This window comes from Puniceibacterium sp. IMCC21224 (assembly GCF_001038505.1).
Lineage (GTDB): Bacteria > Pseudomonadota > Alphaproteobacteria > Rhodobacterales > Rhodobacteraceae > Puniceibacterium.
This window is the reverse complement of the sequence record NZ_LDPY01000004.1, coordinates 79,112-96,325: the sequence shown is the minus strand read 5'-3', so window position 1 is coordinate 96,325 and position 17,214 is coordinate 79,112. Positions and strand designations below refer to the sequence as shown.

Below are 17,214 nucleotides of genomic sequence, written 5' to 3'. Positions count from 1 at the left end.
GGAGGAGAAAACATGACTGGAAAACTTGACGGGCGCGTTGCGCTGGTTTCCGGTTCGGGCCGGGGTATCGGTCGCGAGATCGCGCTCAAGCTGGCCTCGGAAGGGGCGCGCGTGGTGGTCAACGATCTGGATGCCGACCCGGCCAATGAGACCGCCGAGGCCATTCGTGCGGTTGGCGGCGAGGCCGTGGTCTGCGCCGGCAGCGTGACAGAAGACGGTTTCGCCGAACGTTTCATCAAGACGGGCGTGGACAGTTTTGGCGGGCTGGACATCATCGTGAACAATGCCGGCTATACTTGGGACAGCGTCGTTCAGAAGATGACCGACGAACAGTGGCAGGCGATCATCGACGTTCACCTGACTGCGCCCTTCAGGATTCTGCGCGCCGCCCAGCCGGTGATCAGCGCCAAGGCCAAAGAAGAAGCTGCTGCAGGGCAGGAAGTGTTCCGCAAGGTGGTGAATATCTCATCCATCGCGGGGACCGGCGGTAATGCCGGCCAGATCAACTACGCCGCCGCCAAGGCCGGTGTTCTGGGTGTCACCCGGACGATGGCCAAGGAATGGGGCCGTTACAAGGTCAACGTCAACGCGGTGGCCTTTGGCCCGATCCGCACGCGGCTGACCGAAGGCAGCGCCGCGGGCGACAGCACAATCAAAGTGGAAGACCGCGAAATCAAGGTCGGCGTGAACCCCGATCTCTTGTCCCAGATGGAGCGCATGATTCCGCTGGGCCGGGTCGGCACCCCGCAAGAGGCCGCTGGCGCGGTCTATTTGTTCTGTACGCCCGAATCTAACTTCATTTCGGGTCAGCACATCATTTGCGGCGGCGGCTTCACGATCTGACCCACGCCAGCCAAACCACGTATTCGAGCCTTGGCTGGCGACCGGCATTTCCGGCGGCCGTATGACGATTGCCCGGACGGGATTCGCCACAAATTCCAATCCAACGCGTTCGGGAGGATTGACTCATCGGCACCAATTACCTAACAGGTGTTAGTTAGGCAGTATACCGTAAAGAGACCCCATGGCGAATACCTCAGCGAGCAAGCTCAACGAGATCCCCCGGAGGGCGGTCGGGCGTGATGGCGTGCTGGATGTTGCGGCGCGGCTCTTCCGCGAACAGGGCTATGGGTCCGTGTCACTCAGAAAAATCGCCGAGGCCGCTGGAATCAAGGCGGGCAGCATATATTACCATTTTGGCTCCAAGGACGAGATCGTCGCGCGCGTTCTGGATGCAGGTATTCAGGTCGTTCATGAGAGCATGCGCCAAGCCGTTTCCGCCTTGCCCGAGGGCACCGGCGCCGAGGCGATCCTGCGGGCAGCGATCGGGGCGCACCTGCGCGCGCTTCTGGACGTCAGCGATTATTCCTCGGCCAATGTGCGCATTTTCGGGCAGGTGCCGCAATCCGTCCGCGATGCCAATCTGCACACGCGCCGGGCCTATGAGGCCGAATGGGACAACCTGTTGTCCCGGCTTCAGGCAGACGGCGCGCTGAAACGCGAAGTGGACATCCGCCGCCTGCGCCTGATGTTGATCGGTACGCTGAACGCCACGCTTGAATGGTTCGATCCGCACCGCGGCAGCGCAGAGGCGCTGTCACGCACCTATGCCGATGTGTTTCTCAACGGAATACTTGAAAGACAGGAGACCTGAGCCATGGCGCGCCTTGAAACAGCAGTGCTGACCGCATCAGAGATCTATGCGCGGAATCACCAGGCGCAAAGCGCGCGGGTCGAGACGCTGCGCGCGCGCTTTGCCGAGGCCACCTCGGGCGGGCGCCTCGACATGGTCGAGCGCCACCGCAAGCGCGGCAAGCTGCTGGTCCGCGAGAGGATCGACTTGCTGGTGGATCCGGGCACGGCGTTTCTGGAACTGTCGTCGCTCGCGGCCTACGGGCAATACGGCGGCGAGGTGCCTGGTGCGGGGATCGTGACCGGCATCGGCATCGTCCACGGCCTGCCCTGCATGATCATAGCCAATGATGCGACGGTCAAGGGCGGATCATTTTACCACGAGACGGTGCAAAAGCATATCCGCGCCCAGGAAATCGCGGCGGAAACCCGGCTGCCTTGCCTTTATCTGGTGGATTGCGGCGGGGCCTATCTGCCCGAGCAGGACCGGGTCTTTCCCGATGCCCGCCATTTCGGCAATTCCTTCTATCGCCAGGCCAACATGTCGGCCAGCGGCTTGCCGCAGATATCGGCCGTGTTCGGCGGCTGCACGGCAGGCGGGGCCTATATTCCCGCGCTGTCGGACGAGGTCATCATGGTGCGCGGCAACGCGCGCATCCATCTGGGCGGGCCCTCTATCGTCAAGGTGGCGATCAACGAAGTGGCCGATGGCGAAACGCTGGGTGGTGCTGAGATGCATTCGCGCGTCTCGGGCGTGTCCGACCATCTGGCCGAGGACGAATACCATGCGCTGGCGCTGATGCGCGACATCGTGGCCGAGTTGGGCCAGTCGCGCCCGATGCCGCCCGACGCAGCCCCCGCGCCGCCCGCGCATGATCCGTCAGAATTGCTCGGCATCATCAGCGCCGACCGCAAGCAGCCCTACGACATGCGCGAGGTTCTGCTGCGCATGATCGACGCGGGCGAGTTCCGCGAATTCAAGCCCGGCTGGGGTGAGACGTTGGTTTGCGGCACCGGGCGGATCCACGGCTATCGGGTCGGTATCCTGGCCAACAACGGCGCGCTGATGTCGGACAGTTCGCTGAAGGGGGCGCAGTTCGTCTCGATGTGCGACCAGCGCAATATCCCGCTACTGTTCTTGCACAACATCGCGGGTTTCATGGTCGGGACCGAGGCGGAGCGCGGCGGCATCGCCAAGAACAGCGCCAAGCTTGTCTATGCCATGTCGGTTGCCAAGGTGCCGCGATTGTCAGTCCTGCTTGGCGGATCCTATGGAGCGGGCAATTACGGCATGTGCGGACGCGGATTTGCACCGAATTTCCTCTTTGCCTGGCCGATGGCGGAGTTGGCCACCATGTCCGCGGACATCGCGACCAACGTGATGCAGGAGCTGCGCCGCCAGAAAGGCGGCGAGCCTGAAAGGATGGAGACCGATCTTGCGCAGATCGAGGCGCAGGTGCGTGCCCAATATGGCGAACAGTCCGATCCGTATTACGCCACGTCGCGGCTCTGGGATGACGGGTTGATCGAGCCCGGACAGACCCGCGATATTCTGGGCCTGTGTCTGGCCATTGTCTCGTCGGTGCCCGAGAAAGGGCGCCACACGCCCGTCTTCAGAATGTGAGGCCGATGTCATGACAACAAGTTATGAAACCATCATTGTCGAAACCGATGCGCGTGGCGTTGCCACGGTAACCCTCAACCGCCCTGACAAGCACAATGCGCTGAACGCCGATCTGATCGCCGAGCTTTTCGACGCGGTCGAGGATCTGGCTTCAGATGACAAGGTGCGCATCGTGATCCTGACCGGTGCCGGCAAAAGCTTTTGCGCTGGAGGGGATTTCAACTGGTTCGCCTCAAACGTCGAAAAATCCCGCGCCGAACGGGTCGAACAAAGCGCCACGCTCGCGCATCTGTTGCGCCGACTGGACACGCTGCAAAAGCCCCTGATCGGGCGGATCAACGGGCCGGCATATGGCGGTGGCGTCGGCATGATTTCGGTCTGCGACTATACCATCGGCGCAGAAGGCGCACGCTATGGCCTGACCGAAGTGAAACTGGGTCTGCTGCCCGCCAATATCTCGCCCTACGTGGTGGCCCGCATCGGCAAGGTGCACGCGCGTGAAACCATGCTGTCGGGCGCGCTCTTCGACAGCGCGCGCGCCGAAAGGATCGGGCTCCTCACCGAGGTCGTCGCCGCCGACGCGTTGGATGCCGCCGTTGAACGGGTGGTGCACGATCACCTTCAGGCAGCGCCCGGCGCGGTGGCGGATACCAAGGCACTGATCGCTTATGTCGCCAGTCACGATCTGGAAACCAACATGATCTACACCGCCGACCGTCTAGCCGACGCCTGGGAAACCGGGGAAGGCATTGAAGGCATCAACAGCTTTCTCAACAAGAGCGTGCCTTCGTGGAGAGTGAAATGAGTTTCACCCGCGTCCTGATTACCAACCGGGGCGAGATCGCCCGGCGCATCCAGCGCGGGTGCCGCAAGCTGGGTCTGGAAACGGTTGCGGTCTTTTCCGAGGCCGACCGCGACGCGCCCTTCGTAGCCGAGGCGGATCACGCTGTCTGTATCGGCCCGGCGGCTGCGTCTGAAAGCTACCTGAACGTCCCGGCCATCCTGGGGGCTGCGCGCGCCACGGGCGCGGGTGCGGTGCATCCCGGTTATGGCTTTCTGTCCGAGAACGCGGATTTCGCGGCAGCGGTCGAGGCCGCAGGGCTAGTCTTTATCGGACCGGAACCCGATGCCATCGCTCAAATGGGGTCCAAGATCGCGGCGAAGGCTGCGGCCGAGGCCGCAGGGGTGCCGGTGCTGCCCGGGTACCGCGGTGCCGATCAATCGGATTCACGCCTGCTGCAAGAGGCGGGCGCGCTTGGGGTGCCATTCCTGGTCAAGGCCAGCGCCGGCGGTGGCGGACGCGGGATGCGTCTCGTCACCGACATGGCCGACGCGCCCAAGGCCATCGCCTCTGCCCGGGCAGAGGCGCAGGGTGCGTTCGGCGATCCGGCGGTATTTTTGGAACGCTATGCGCTCCGCTCCCGCCATGTCGAGGTGCAGGTGCTAGGCGACACGCATGGCAACCTGGTGCATCTCGGCGACCGGGACTGTTCGCTGCAACGCAATCACCAGAAGCTTATCGAAGAGGCCCCCGCGCCGAATCTGCCAGACGATCTGCGCGAGCATATGCGCGCTGCCGCCGTGCGCCTTGCACAGGCGATCGGATACCGCTCTGCCGGAACGGTTGAATACTTATATGACCCCGAGCGCCGCGCCTATTACTTCCTTGAGATGAATACCCGCCTTCAGGTCGAACATCCCGTCACCGAGGCGATCACCGGAATCGACTTGGTCGAATGGCAGTTGCGCATCGCGCGGGGCGAGCGGCTGACTTTCCAGCAACCCGACGTACACTTCGAAGGCCACGCCATCGAAGTGCGCGTTGCCGCCGAAAACCCGGCCGAGAATTACCGCCCCGAAACCGGCAGGATCACGCTGTGGGTGCCGCCTTCGGGCGTGCGGCTGGATACGGGCGTCGGGGAAGGTTCAACTGTCGGCCATCACTACGATTCCATGTTGGCCAAGCTGATCATCCATGCGCCGGACCGGGCGCAGGCCATCCGCAAGAGCGTGGCCGCAATCGACGGCTTTGCCGTGGGCGGGCTGGGGCTGAACCTGGCGTTTCAGCGCGCCTTGTTAATTCATCCCGACTTTGCCGCGATCCGGCATCACACCGCCGGGCTTGTCGAGATGTTTGTGAACGGGTGGGCACCCCCCGCACCCGATGCGCAAAGCCGCGCGCTGGCCACACTGGCCCTGCATTTGCATCTGGTCCCGACGGCCGGGAACACCCCTTGGCAAGGTCTAGGTGCGTGGCGTCTGACCGCGCCCGCAGGCCGGCCCGGCGCTGCCTTCTATTGGGCCTTGGGCGACGAAGACCCGACCAGCGCGGCGGGCGATAAAAGGCATCTGACGATCAGATTGCCGGACGACACCCCTGTTACCGTCGAAGCGCCCGGCCTGACCGCCGACCGCCTGACAGGGCGCGTTGGCGGCGTGCCCTTTACCCGCGCCGCGCACCTGCGCCGCACGAAAAAACACTGGCAGGTGTTTCTGTCAACGCCGGATGGTATGGCCGGGTTTGCCATTGAAACGCTGGAGGACAGACACCTGCAACGCGCTTCGGGAAAGGTCCGCGGGGCAGACTTGCTTGTCGCGCCGATGCCCGGTGCAGTGGTCGAACTGCGGGTCGCGCCCGGCGATCGGGTCGCGGCGGGCGATACACTGGTGGTGCTTGAGGCGATGAAACTGCTGCAAAGCCTGGTCGCCCCGTTTGCGGGCATCGTAGCCGAAATCTACTGCGCCGCCGGCGACACCGTCGCCGGGCAAGCGCCCCTTGTAAAACTCGATCCAGAGGAAATCCAATGACCAAGCATGACATGATTGATGCGGCCACAGGCCCGTTCAGTGAGGACCTGAACATGATCCGCGCGCAGCTGCGCCGCTTCATCGAAACCGAAGTGACGGCCAAGGCCGACGCTTGGGAAAAGGATGGCATGGTGCCGCGTGACGTGCTGCGCCGGATGGGCGATCTGGGCGTGCTGGGCATGCGCTATGACGAGCAATATGGCGGCGCAGGGCTAAATGTGATGTCCAGCGTCGTGCTGGCCGAGGAAGCGGGTCGCTCCACCTTCGGCGGGTTTTCGGCCACGGTTCTGGTCCATACCGACATGGCCTCGCCGCATCTTGAAAACGCCGGTACGCCCGAACAAAAGGCGCGCTGGATGCCCTCGATCACCTCGGGCGAAAAGATTGCCGCAGTGGCCGTGACCGAACCGGGCGCCGGGTCTGACGTGGCGGGGATGCGCACGCGCGCGGTGCAGGACGGATCGGACTGGGTGATCAACGGCACCAAGATGTTCATCACCAACGGCGTGCATGGCGACATCTATTTCGTCGGCGCCAAGACCGACCCGGACGCCAAGGGCTCGCGCGGGATCACCATGTTCACGGTCGAAAAGGGCACGCCGGGGTTCTCTGTCGGCCGGGCGCTGAACAAGACCGGCTGGCTGTGCTCGGACACCGCCGAACTGATCTTCGAGGATGTGCGCATCCCGGCAGAGAACGTGCTGGGGGAGGTGAACCGGGGCTTCTACTCGGTGATGAAGAACTTCCAGAACGAACGGATCGTGCTGGGTGCAATGGCCTGCGCCGAGGCGCAATCCGCACTGGAAATGACTGTGGATTACGTCAAGCAGCGCAAGGCTTTCGGTGGTGTGCTGTGGGACAAGCAGGCAGTGCGCCAGCGATTGGCCGATTGCCAGACCCGGATTGAAGCGGGACGTCAGCTTACCTATCACGCTGCGTCACTAGATGCCGCGGGCCGCGATTGCGTCAAAGAAGTATCGATGGTCAAGGCCTATTGTGGCGAGCTGGTAAACAGCGTGCTTTACGACTGTGTCCAGTTCCATGGCGGTATGGGCTATATGCGGGAAACACCCGTGGAACGCATGTCGCGCGATGCCCGTGTCCAGGCCATCGGCGGCGGTGCCACCGAGGTCATGCTCGAAGAGGTCGCCAAGCGGATGTGAACTCACCATTACAAAAACCATATCAACGACCAACTGACACAAGGACTAACAAAATGAATTTGGAATCTACTCAACGCCAACCACTCGCAAGTCTGTCCCGAGAGTTCGCAACTATACTCATCGGCACCATTCTTCTAACACTCTCCGCGAAAATCGTGGTTCCTTTCTACCCGGTTCCGATGTCGACCCAATCCCTAGCAGTCCTGGGCCTTGGACTTTTTCTGGGTCCAGTTCGCGGTGGACTTGTTGTAGTAATCTACCTTCTGGAAGGCGCGCTTGGCCTTCCGGTTTTCGCTGGCACGCCTCCCGCGCCGGCCGGATTGGTCTATATTGCCGGCCCCACAGGCGGATACTTGATTGGGTTCGCACTCGCAGCGGCTGCCGCTGGATGGATGGTTCAAAAGTTGAGAGGGTTTCAGCCTGCATTCAGAGCAACTGTCGCTGTACTTTTCGGTTCCATGCTTATGTACTGCGCAGGGCTCTTCTGGCTGGGCGGCTTTATCGGCTATGGAGAAAAATTGATGAACGCCGGGCTTTACCCGTTCCTGCTTGGAGATCTGGCCAAGGCGGCAATTGCTGTGGTGCTGTATACAGGGTTCCAAAATCGGGGCCGTGTTTGAACGCTGGGCTTCGTTGCTTTGTTCCAGTGCCGGGTTCGACCGGCGCTGAAAACCAGCTTGAGGTTTCCGAAATTGTGCAAGAGCAAGAGGCGGAGCTGCATGATACGGATTGTTCGCAATCAATACATGGTCATAAAGAATGACAAGAAACAACATGTTTTACGGTGAGCCTGACCCTCCTCGTGCGCAGGGCGTAGAGGTGGCCGAGGGAATCCTAAGGATCGTTGCCAACAATCCCGGGAAGATGACCTATCACGGGACGAATAGCTATATCATTGATACTCCTGACGGTCGGTTCATTATCGACCCCGGTCCAGCAGAAGACAGTGCACATTTCGAAGCAATCGTCGAGAATTTGGGAGCCAACCCTGCCGGAATTCTCTTGACACATCACCATTCCGATCATTTCGGGGCCGTGCCGGCATTGCGCGAACGTACAGGTTTGCCGGTTTATGTTTCGCGCGCATTTCCTGACGATGCGTTTCAACCTGACGGCTTTTTGAAAGACGGGCAGGTGATCGCTGGTCTTACTGTCCTGCACACACCTGGTCATGCGAGCGATCACCTCTGCTTCGCGAGGCCGGATGGAGTACTTTTCACAGGCGATCACGTGATGAGTTGGAACAGTTCTATAGTCAGTCCCCCTGACGGCAACATGCGCGATTACTGCACCCAGCTTCAGCGGCTAATCGATCGCAACGATAAGGTCAGCCTGCCGGGTCACGGACCTGTACTCCGGGACCCGGGACCGTACGTCAAACGGTTGCTCGCCAACCGGATGCGTCGTGAGTCGGAGATTCTCGCGTACCTCTCAAGTACCTCCGACTCGCTCCAGAATATCGCCACTTCTGTTTACAAAAAATCTGACCCGCATATTGCAATGGCCGCCGAACGAAATGCCGCGGCGCATCTGGAGAAGCTTCTTTCAGAATCCCGGGTGGTTCAGGACGAAGGGATCTGGAGATTACCTTAACATAAACTTCATTATGCGAATCTATCATGTACGCGGGGCACATTCTAACTTGGGTTGCGACAAATCCCCTATCTTGCTGGAAAGCAGGAGAATGAAAGATGGCCCACACAGAGCTGAACCTACGCGAGAGGCGTGCGATTGAAGATATGTTGAACGCCAAAATGTCCGTCGACAAGATCGCCGCTGAGGTCGGCAGGCATCGCTCGACTGTGTATCGCGAGATCAAGCGGAATCGATTTGTCGACGACGAGCTGCCAAACCTGAATGGCTATTATGGGATGAATGCCCAGAGGTCTGCTGTCGAGCGTCGCGCTCGGCGTCGCAAGCTGGTGCGGTTCGTGGATCTTCGAGTTCATGTTATCAAGCAGTTGGAGGAAGGATGGTCACCGGAACAGATCGCGGGGCGCTTGCGGTATGAGGGTCAAGATTTGCGCGTCAGCCATGAGACGATCTATGCCTATGTTTACGGGCCCGACGGCCAGTCTGAACAATTGGCCCGTTATCTGCCGCATCGACGTAAGAAGCGGCATCCGCGAGGTCGACGCACGCCGCGTGGCCTTGTTTTTCCGCCGGATCGGTCGATCCATGAGCGGCCCGCCTACGTCAGATCGCGTGAGACTTTTGGCGAATGGGAGGGCGATCTCATGATCTTTGAACGTGCACAGGGCAAAATGAATGTAGCTTCACTGGTCGAGCGCAAGACGCGCTTCGCCGTCCTGTTCCGGAACAATGATCGCAGCACGACGCACCTGATGAACCGCCTGATGGGCGTTATGGAACCCCTGCCCCAACCTGCACGCAAATCAATCACGTTCGATCGCGGGATTGAGTTCCGCGACTGGCGCAAACTCAAGCCAGGGATCGGCACTGAGGCGTGGTTCTGTGATCCGCAGGCTCCGTGGCAGAAGGGCTCTGTCGAGAACCTGAACAAGCGGGCGCGTCGGTTTCTGCCACGAGATGCGCCCGTGGCCGCTCTCTCAAATCGCGATATGAAGGCGATTTGCGACCGCTTGAACAACACACCCAGAAAATGCCTCGGATGGCGCACACCGACTGAAGCATTCAGGGAAGAACTGATGAAACTGAGATAGCGGAACCTGTCGCAACGTACCTTGAGATTCCAGCGGGCACCATCTAACCTTGGCTTCGACATCCCTCCTATCTTGTTGTTAAGAAACAAAAACGGGGACGCCTCATTCAGAGCCAGCTGCGCTGCGCCCGCCCAGCAAGACATCTGGCAGCGATGCCTCTTCTGTGCCGCAACCTTCAGCAGACAACACACCTTGCTCCTGAGCAGTCATGCTCTGGTTTCTGTGCGGGTCACCGTCGCCGCTGTGACTGAGTTCGCGCGCCTCGGGTCGATTTCCGTTTCCGAAGTTCCTCCGCCGATCCCATCTTTCAGATGCATCTCAAGAGGAACGCATCATGACAATCCAAAAGTCCGTTGCCTTCGCGCTAAACCGTGAGGATCGTGAGTATCGCTACCGCATATCGAAGGTGCTGTTGCTTGGTCTCTTCAGGAAAGGCCTGACACTGCATGGAGCCCGCGTTTTGCACGGCCTCGTGCATAGCGTCTGCAGACAGACCACTAACTGGCATGACGGTACCGCGCCACAGTTTCCATTCCCCTATCGCGTTCGGTGCGTGGAACTGCGCCGCAACCTCGGGCTTGAAAAGGCCAATGGAAACGCTGCACTGAAAGCTGGACTGCAGAACCTGGAACAACTGTCGTTTCTTGAAGAGTATGCTTTCTGCCACTGGAACCAATGGCTGGAGTTCAATCTGACGGAAAAGGCGTTTGCCCTTCTGTTCGACATACAGCCCTATGGTTTGTTCGATATCCGCGACACCGCGTCATTGTGCTCCACTCTGGATTTCCTGATCTATGAGACGACAGGGATCGCGCGCCGTAAACGCGCTCCCGAATTCGACTTGTGTGCCGACACGCATTTCGGGGGCGCGGGTCACGTCCTGGATTGGCCCCGGCTGCGTCCAAAGCTTGTCCCGGCATTGCAGAAATCTGCGCGCATCTTTGGCGTGAAGTTTGTTGTAATTTGTGAAGCGCGCGGATCGCGTCTTGGTATCGATGAAGTAAAAATTCGCATGAGCCGCGCGGGAACGCTGTGGAGCAACAAGAGCCTCTCGAGCATGCCGAACACAGCCCGGAAAGTCATTCTGATATCACAGGACGAGGCTCCAGAAATCTCGCCAGCAGATGCGCCACAACTGATTCCGAAGTTTGCACAGCATTCGGATAAGAACAGAGCCACTGATCTAAGACTGTGATCGATACACGAGGTCGGCTGCAACCAAAGTAATTGTCGTCTTCAGGCGTCAATATACCAGTGAGCGGTTGGGGTCCCGTCATCACTAATAGAGACCCTGCCGTCATCTGTTTTGCCAAGCGGCACGCGCCTCTTCCATTGCAGAATTTTCCAGGTTCTCACGAGCGGGTCGGTGTAATTTGGCACCCTTTCACATCCGGACAGTGCGCGCGAAAGGCCTCCTTTGATCCTCATGCCTTTCCTCTCGATGTCGGGCGCGAGAAAAAAATCAGAAAAATGCACGAGATCGCTCCCGCGTCCAACCAATCGATCCGATTTCATCCTTGTCAGCTTCGGCAGACATCCACGCCATCACAGACAAGGAGATCCACTGTGAAAGATGACCGCTACACGACGGCACAGATCCGCGCCGGCCAGGTTGCTCTGGCAGATTTCATTCGTGACTTGGAGGATCGTGACATGCTTCCTCCGCCCTACACGCCCTCTGGGCACCCGCTCGGTTACATGAATGCTGGCAATATGCTTGCCATGGTTATCCTGCGTCGAAACGGCGGCTGGGTCGGGGATATTGTGTTCAAGAACGTGCCCAAGGGCTTTCCTGAGGTGACGGGCACGCCAGATTCCAAGCCGTTCGCAAACGAGCAGGATGCCCTCCTCGCTGCTCAATCCATTGTCTATCAGGTGTTGCAACGTCCGAAGTCCGTCGAAGACGTGGCATGTATGGCGTTCCCGGAACTGGGAGGAAGGCGTCCATTGGTTATTGGCAATCACGTTATCGGTGTTGGCTACCGGGCTTGAACGTCCTGAGCCGTCCCTGACGGACCAATATGATGTGTCATACTAAATCCGACGCGGATCCATGGTTCACATAGATCCGCGTCGGAAATCCTGGCGGTGCGAACCGGTAACGATAGCCAAATCCTCCCGCGGCAAACTTTCTCGATGAATTCCTTTCTGCCGCTCGCGCGGCAGACCTATGTCCCCTTCATGAGGCCGGGCAAACCACGACCAAGAGACGGACACAGTCCTTCGGCGTGCGATCTCACCCATGTCTTCTGTATTTGCCGCCGCGCAGGCGGGCCGGAACTGCCGGCATCACCCCATCCTGAACACATAGGCCCCGTACGCACGAAGGGGTTCAAAAACGGCCACATTTCATGAGAGTGCTGTTGTGCGCTTGATGCGGTCGATTGTTGCGACACCGACGTTGAAGTCGCGCGCGATGGCACGAATGGATTTTCCCTCTTTGAGCATGGCCCTGACCTGATCCTGCTGGTGTGGTGTCAGCTTCAGCTTGCGTCCGAACTTCACGCCGCGTTTCTTTGCGGAGGTCCGTCCTTCTTCTGTGCGTTCATTGATGATGTTGCGTTCAAGTTCAGAAAGTCCAGCAAAAACAGTAAGTAAGAACTTTCCCATGGAGCTTGTTGTGTCGGCCCAGGGTTCCCGCAGGGAGCGGAATGATGCTCCGACGGCCTCTACCTTCTGGGTAATCACGAAGAGATCACTGGTTGATCGGGCCAGACGGTCGAGGCTGGTGACGACCAACGTATCACTGGGCTGTAGGGAAGCGATCATCTTTTCAAGCTGAGGCCTGCGCCGGTCAAACCCCGTGATTTTTTCCTGGAAGATCGTGTCACAACCTTCGCTCTGGAGGTGTTCGATCTGACTTTCTAGGTTCTGGCCAGTCGTCGAGACCCTCGCGTACCCGATCAGCATGGATTTTGCCCGGATTTAAGGCGCCATATACGGAACAAATATACGGATTTTACAAGGCGCTGATTTTGCGCACAAAAAAGGTCGTTCCGTTTGTTATAAGTTTCGGAACATGTCATGCTGCCATCCTCACCTCTTCGAGAGGTAAACGCGTGTCCATATCAAGATCGAAGACGCCGTATGGGTTGAAGTGGCTGTGCGGCAGTGGGTTCAGCGCCGCCATGTCTCGGTCTGTCATTTTTTCGCGCCAGGCGTGCTCACGGAGCACCTCCTGGATCATAAGGGTGTTCACGTAGACCATCGCCGCTTGCAGCAGATGCAGGCTGAGGACAGAGATTTCATGATCGTCACGACGATTGGACACCAGCTCATTGCCATTGCCGTAGAAGATGAAGTCGTTCACCCCGTTCCAGCGCTCTATAACATTGAGTCCAGAATGGATCTCGCGGCGCAGCTCCGCGTTGCCGAGATACCGGCACAGAAAGATCGTTTTAACCGCCTTGCCCAATTCCAACAGCGCCGAGAACACCGGGTGCGTTTGGCCCCGTGTAAAGCGGCGTAGGATGGTTTCCGCGTCTGCTGTCCGCAGCTTGAGGGCGCTCGCAAGGCGGATCATCTCATCGTAATGCTGCCCGATCAGACCCCAGTCGATGGGCCGGGCCATGCAAATAGACTCGATATTTGCGAAGCGATGGTCGGTTTGCTTGTCCGCGCGGGCGAGCTTTTGGTTGGCGATACCCTTCAGGCGCGGCATCAAGTCGAAGCCGAGAAGATGGCAAAAGGCGAACCCCACGACACTTTGCCCGTGGGTATCAACAAACTGGCGGTCGATATCCAGGTCCGTGCCGTGGTGCAGCACGCCTTCGATCATGGAAGCGACCTCTGAAGACGAGACTTGTTTCATCTGTGAGTGGACGCAGGTGGCCTGCTTATCAACATGCCAGTAGATCATCACCCCGCGCCCGCCATAGCGCTGGTGCCACTCTGTCATCAGGTTCTGGTCCCAGGAAGCCAACTGCGTGGAATCCGAGGCACAACTCGTGCCCGCATCTCCCCAGATATCGGCGCTTCGGATGCGGTAGGTGGCGTCTGCAATCCGCCGGGTTGCATCCTGAAGCGCTGTTTTGTGAACGAAGCGTTGCCGGATGTAGAGCAGTTCTTTGTAGCTGACCTTATGGGGGCCCGCCGCAATGGCCTTGAGCCCAATATTCGTCCCGATCCCAAACAGGGCCAGCAAGAGGCGCCGGGAGACCTCTTCCTGTGGCAAGGTCTGCCGAGATCCCGCCGCACGGAACAGCGGCGTGAACTCCGTGCGCAGGTCAACTTCCTTCAGCACATCAAGCAGGCTGGTCATCGGCCACCGTCGGCCGAGCTCTGCTTTCAGGTCTTCAAGCCCCACAGGATCAGTTTGTGGCTTCAAGGGGCGTAGAGACAGGCGCGTGCCGCCACCCCGGGACTTGAGTGTGACATCCTTGTTGGCCGGGAAGCTTTGATCGAAGGAGATCAAGGCGGTTCTCATGTTATCCCGCAAAGCTTGGACAAACTGATCCGCGTCTTGGGGCTGATTAAGAAGATTAAAGTAGTGCGCGCGGCGCGCATCAAAATCGGCGGGCAGGTCTTGGTCCGGATCACAATATCGCTTCGCGCCCTCTATCCAGATTTCCTTTGTCCGCAGTTTGTCGCGCAGGGTTTGCAGGACGCATATCTCGTAGTTGATCCGATTGACGCGGCTCACGCCCCCACGGCCCATCTCGAGGACAATATCGCGCCATTTTGGGCGGACGACACCGTCGATCGGCACCTCACTCTCAGCGTAAAACTGCGGCTTCCGATCCGATGGCTCGGTCAATATAGAAAGGGCGGCTAACAACGGCTCCGCACTGGCACTGCTGGTCCGGAATGTCAGCGCTTTCAAGATTACCGGCAGGACGCGCCGATAATGCCGCGCATAAGAGCGGCGAATTGTGTGATGCACGCGGGTCGTGAAGGAAGGCGTGTCCGCCTGGTAGGCTTGTGCGAGATCACGGATCGTTTCGCGCGGGACCACTGGGTAGATGACCTGCGGAATGTCACCGTCCGGCTGCCCATCGACCGCGAGCACGATCTTGCCCAGAAGCGTGTCTTTGCTTTCCGCCTTCCGGAAATCGGCAACGTATTCCTTGATCACCTTACTCTCAGCGCGCGCAGAGATCTTGTGGATGATGCTGATCACCAAATCGCTCAGATCATCTGTCAAATCTGTGCCCCTGGTTGCGCAAAAGCAACTCAGCAGGGCATGGCGCACGACCTCAGGACGGCGGCGCATGTCCCAAGCATCCTCGCTGGCGGCGCGCCGGGCCAGATTGGCGATATGGTCTGGGTAGACACCGTCCAAGAGATCTGCAGGAAGGCCGATGGCACGCACCATCTCTAACCGCACCACAGCATCCTGAACGGCCTGTACGCTTGTCCCGCCTGGACCTCGCGCAAGCTGCGCAAATCGCGATGCGGCCTCATCAGTCGTCAGCAAAGCATCCAAGGCGTGTTTGTGCGCCAACACCAGCCGCCCTGAAATCTTGGCGCACAGCATCTGATCGAACCGGCGTTCTGACTGGGCCACCAGCTTGTCCAAACGCGATTGGTCAGGTTGGATGAAGCGGTTGATCAGAAACCACGCCGTCATTCGCTCATCAAGCGCGGACACCTGCGGTGCGTTCGGCAAGACCTCGGCCACAAGCCATTTCACAAACTCGCCTGAAGCGGCTTGATCAAACCGTCGGAGCCGCAAATGGTCCGAAACCAGACGGCGATACCGGCGATCCGAGCGCTCTGGCACATCTGATGGCAGTGGACCGTCATACTCGATCTGCTCCGCCAAGAACTGAGCAACAATCTCTGGTATAGCATCCATTCGGTTAGGAAATCTGGCATGGCGTTGGAAAAACTTCAGGTAGTATCCGAGCACAAGCCGCTTCGGACCAGACAACCCCTTCAGCAGCGGCTGCTCTGAGGGTTGCAAAACCCAATGTAACCGCAGGGCCTCCGCTGACCAAAGTTGTTCCATGTCCGCTCCAAATTAAACTATATCGGAGCATACATACGGATCATCCCGCTATGTCAACTCAAAACGCACAACCCGAAAATGTGGCCGCTTTTGACCCCCTTCGTGCGTACAGGGCCGAATATCGAGCGCCCTCAACATGCGCGGCGCGTAGCGCCGGAACCGATGATAGCCTTGGGCGACATGGGCCAAGGGATTGGCAGCCATTGTACTGGTCAACTGCATCGCCGTGGCGACAAGTCCTTCCAGATCACGCCAACCGCAGGCGGTCGTAACCGCGCTCTCAAGGGGTGCGCCATCGCCATGCGCTTCCAGGAGAGCGGCCCCCAAGCCTGAGAAAGAACGAAGTGTGTCCTGCAATGCTGCTTTGGCGCCGGTAATCTGCACATCACATAACCTCTTGGCATCGCGCCAGGTTTTACCCACGATCCGATCATGGGTCTCAATCACTGCATCAGCTATCGCAGCCTGCCATTCCACAGCACAGACGGTCATGATCGCCCACCGCCGATCGCTGGAAATGTCGCGCAAATCATCCGAGAAATATCGTTCGCCTTGGCGACGAAGTCGGGTGATCCGGTGGGGTGGAACGCCATCAAGGGCAGCGGTCGCAAGCCCGAGACCTTGCAGAAACTCCAACCGGTCCAGCAGGCGGTTCGCGTCTGCCGAGTTCTTGCCAACCTCAAATTGGCGCAACCAGACAAAACGGCTGACCCGGTCATCGACGTCTTCCGAAAGCAGGGCATCCAGCCTGCCTCTCATGGGCGCGTCGAGACGGTCGGCGATGCGCGTTTCCATCCGACGTTCGGCGGCGACAAGCGCATCAGCGCAGAGCCGTTCGATCACCGACACCCCGGGCAGAATGGTCTGGCTCCGGCGGCATTCTGTCACGAACCGACGCGCCAGCTCCTCATTAGAGCGCGCAACCTCAGCCTCAGTTTCAAGCCAAACCTTCAGGTCGCGGGCACCACGTCCGGTAAACATCTTGTAGCCATAGATCGCTCTAAGCTCGATCAGATGATCCCGCCGAGTCTCTTCGCGGACGGCGTAGCCCTCCAACTCAACCGCTTGCATTCCCAGCTGAGCCGCGATGAACCTGATCGCTTTTTCTGGGATGACCTCTCCAGCCGTCAGGAGGCGGCCGGGGTGTCGAAACGCGCAAAGCTGAAGGGCAAACCCAAGCCGGTTTTGTGATCGTCTTCGCAGACGAACATGTTCGATGTCATCATCGGCCAACGTGTAATGGTGAAGTAGTGCCGCTTCACTGGTTGGCAGATCAAATAGTGTCGCGCGCTGGCGCTCGGTCAGAATGGTGCGATGCGCCATGCTTCTTTTGCTTTCATGGGAGGTATTGAG

At 59.2% G+C, this 17,214-nt stretch carries 13 protein-coding genes and 1 pseudogene; 11 read left to right on the top strand and 3 right to left on the bottom strand.

Annotation, left to right across the window (positions count from 1 at the left end; all coding sequences use genetic code 11):
* The first annotated feature begins 12 nt into the window (after positions 1–12).
* The 11 genes from IMCC21224_RS23490 to IMCC21224_RS23440 all read left to right on the top strand — a co-directional run bounded on the left by IMCC21224_RS23490 (position 13) and on the right by IMCC21224_RS23440 (position 11,903).
* Entirely contained in the window at positions 13–843 is an 831-nt protein-coding gene (locus IMCC21224_RS23490; protein ID WP_047998018.1) for an SDR family NAD(P)-dependent oxidoreductase, read from the top strand.
* Between the two features lie 181 nt (positions 844–1,024).
* A complete protein-coding gene (locus IMCC21224_RS23485) occupies positions 1,025–1,654 on the top strand; it encodes a TetR/AcrR family transcriptional regulator (RefSeq protein WP_047998017.1) in 630 nt (209 codons plus the stop codon).
* Between the two features lie 3 nt (positions 1,655–1,657).
* Entirely contained in the window at positions 1,658–3,256 is a 1,599-nt protein-coding gene (locus tag IMCC21224_RS23480) for an acyl-CoA carboxylase subunit beta (protein ID WP_047998016.1), read from the top strand.
* Positions 3,257–3,266: 10 nt separating this feature from the next.
* A complete protein-coding gene (locus tag IMCC21224_RS23475; RefSeq protein WP_047998015.1) occupies positions 3,267–4,061 on the top strand; it encodes a crotonase/enoyl-CoA hydratase family protein in 795 nt (264 codons plus the stop codon).
* On the top strand, positions 4,058–6,064 hold the full coding sequence (locus IMCC21224_RS23470) for a biotin carboxylase N-terminal domain-containing protein (protein ID WP_047998014.1): 2,007 nt from the start codon (positions 4,058–4,060) through the stop codon (positions 6,062–6,064). Before IMCC21224_RS23475 ends, IMCC21224_RS23470 begins: the two co-directional genes overlap by 4 nt.
* Entirely contained in the window at positions 6,061–7,227 is a 1,167-nt protein-coding gene (locus tag IMCC21224_RS23465; protein WP_047998013.1) for an acyl-CoA dehydrogenase family protein, read from the top strand. The genes IMCC21224_RS23470 and IMCC21224_RS23465 overlap by 4 nt, the downstream gene beginning before the upstream one ends.
* Before the next feature lie 53 nt (positions 7,228–7,280).
* Positions 7,281–7,847, top strand: coding sequence for a biotin transporter BioY (locus IMCC21224_RS23460; protein ID WP_047998012.1), 567 nt, complete (start codon positions 7,281–7,283; stop codon positions 7,845–7,847).
* A 139-nt stretch (positions 7,848–7,986) separates the two neighbouring features.
* Entirely contained in the window at positions 7,987–8,820 is an 834-nt protein-coding gene (locus IMCC21224_RS23455; RefSeq protein ID WP_224557916.1) for an MBL fold metallo-hydrolase, read from the top strand.
* Between the two features lie 98 nt (positions 8,821–8,918).
* Entirely contained in the window at positions 8,919–9,911 is a 993-nt protein-coding gene (locus tag IMCC21224_RS23450) for an IS30 family transposase (protein ID WP_047998010.1), read from the top strand.
* 334 nt (positions 9,912–10,245) lie between these two features.
* A complete protein-coding gene (locus tag IMCC21224_RS23445) occupies positions 10,246–11,106 on the top strand; it encodes a hypothetical protein (RefSeq protein WP_047998009.1) in 861 nt (286 codons plus the stop codon).
* Between the two features lie 371 nt (positions 11,107–11,477).
* Positions 11,478–11,903, top strand: a complete 426-nt coding sequence (locus IMCC21224_RS23440) for a hypothetical protein (RefSeq protein ID WP_047998008.1) — start codon at positions 11,478–11,480, stop codon at positions 11,901–11,903.
* Positions 11,904–12,260: 357 nt separating this feature from the next.
* Here the strand turns inward: IMCC21224_RS23440 and IMCC21224_RS23435 are convergent, their stop codons facing one another.
* The 3 genes and pseudogenes from IMCC21224_RS23435 to IMCC21224_RS23425 all read right to left on the bottom strand — a co-directional run.
* Entirely contained in the window at positions 12,261–12,821 is a 561-nt protein-coding gene (locus tag IMCC21224_RS23435; protein WP_047998007.1) for a recombinase family protein, read from the bottom strand.
* A gap of 112 nt (positions 12,822–12,933) precedes the next feature.
* Positions 12,934–15,861, bottom strand: a complete 2,928-nt coding sequence (locus IMCC21224_RS23430) for a Tn3 family transposase (RefSeq protein ID WP_047998006.1) — start codon at positions 15,859–15,861, stop codon at positions 12,934–12,936.
* Between the two features lie 117 nt (positions 15,862–15,978).
* Positions 15,979–17,184: pseudogene (locus tag IMCC21224_RS23425) on the bottom strand (DUF4158 domain-containing protein); the annotation flags it as partial.
* Positions 17,185–17,214: the final 30 nt, after the last annotated feature.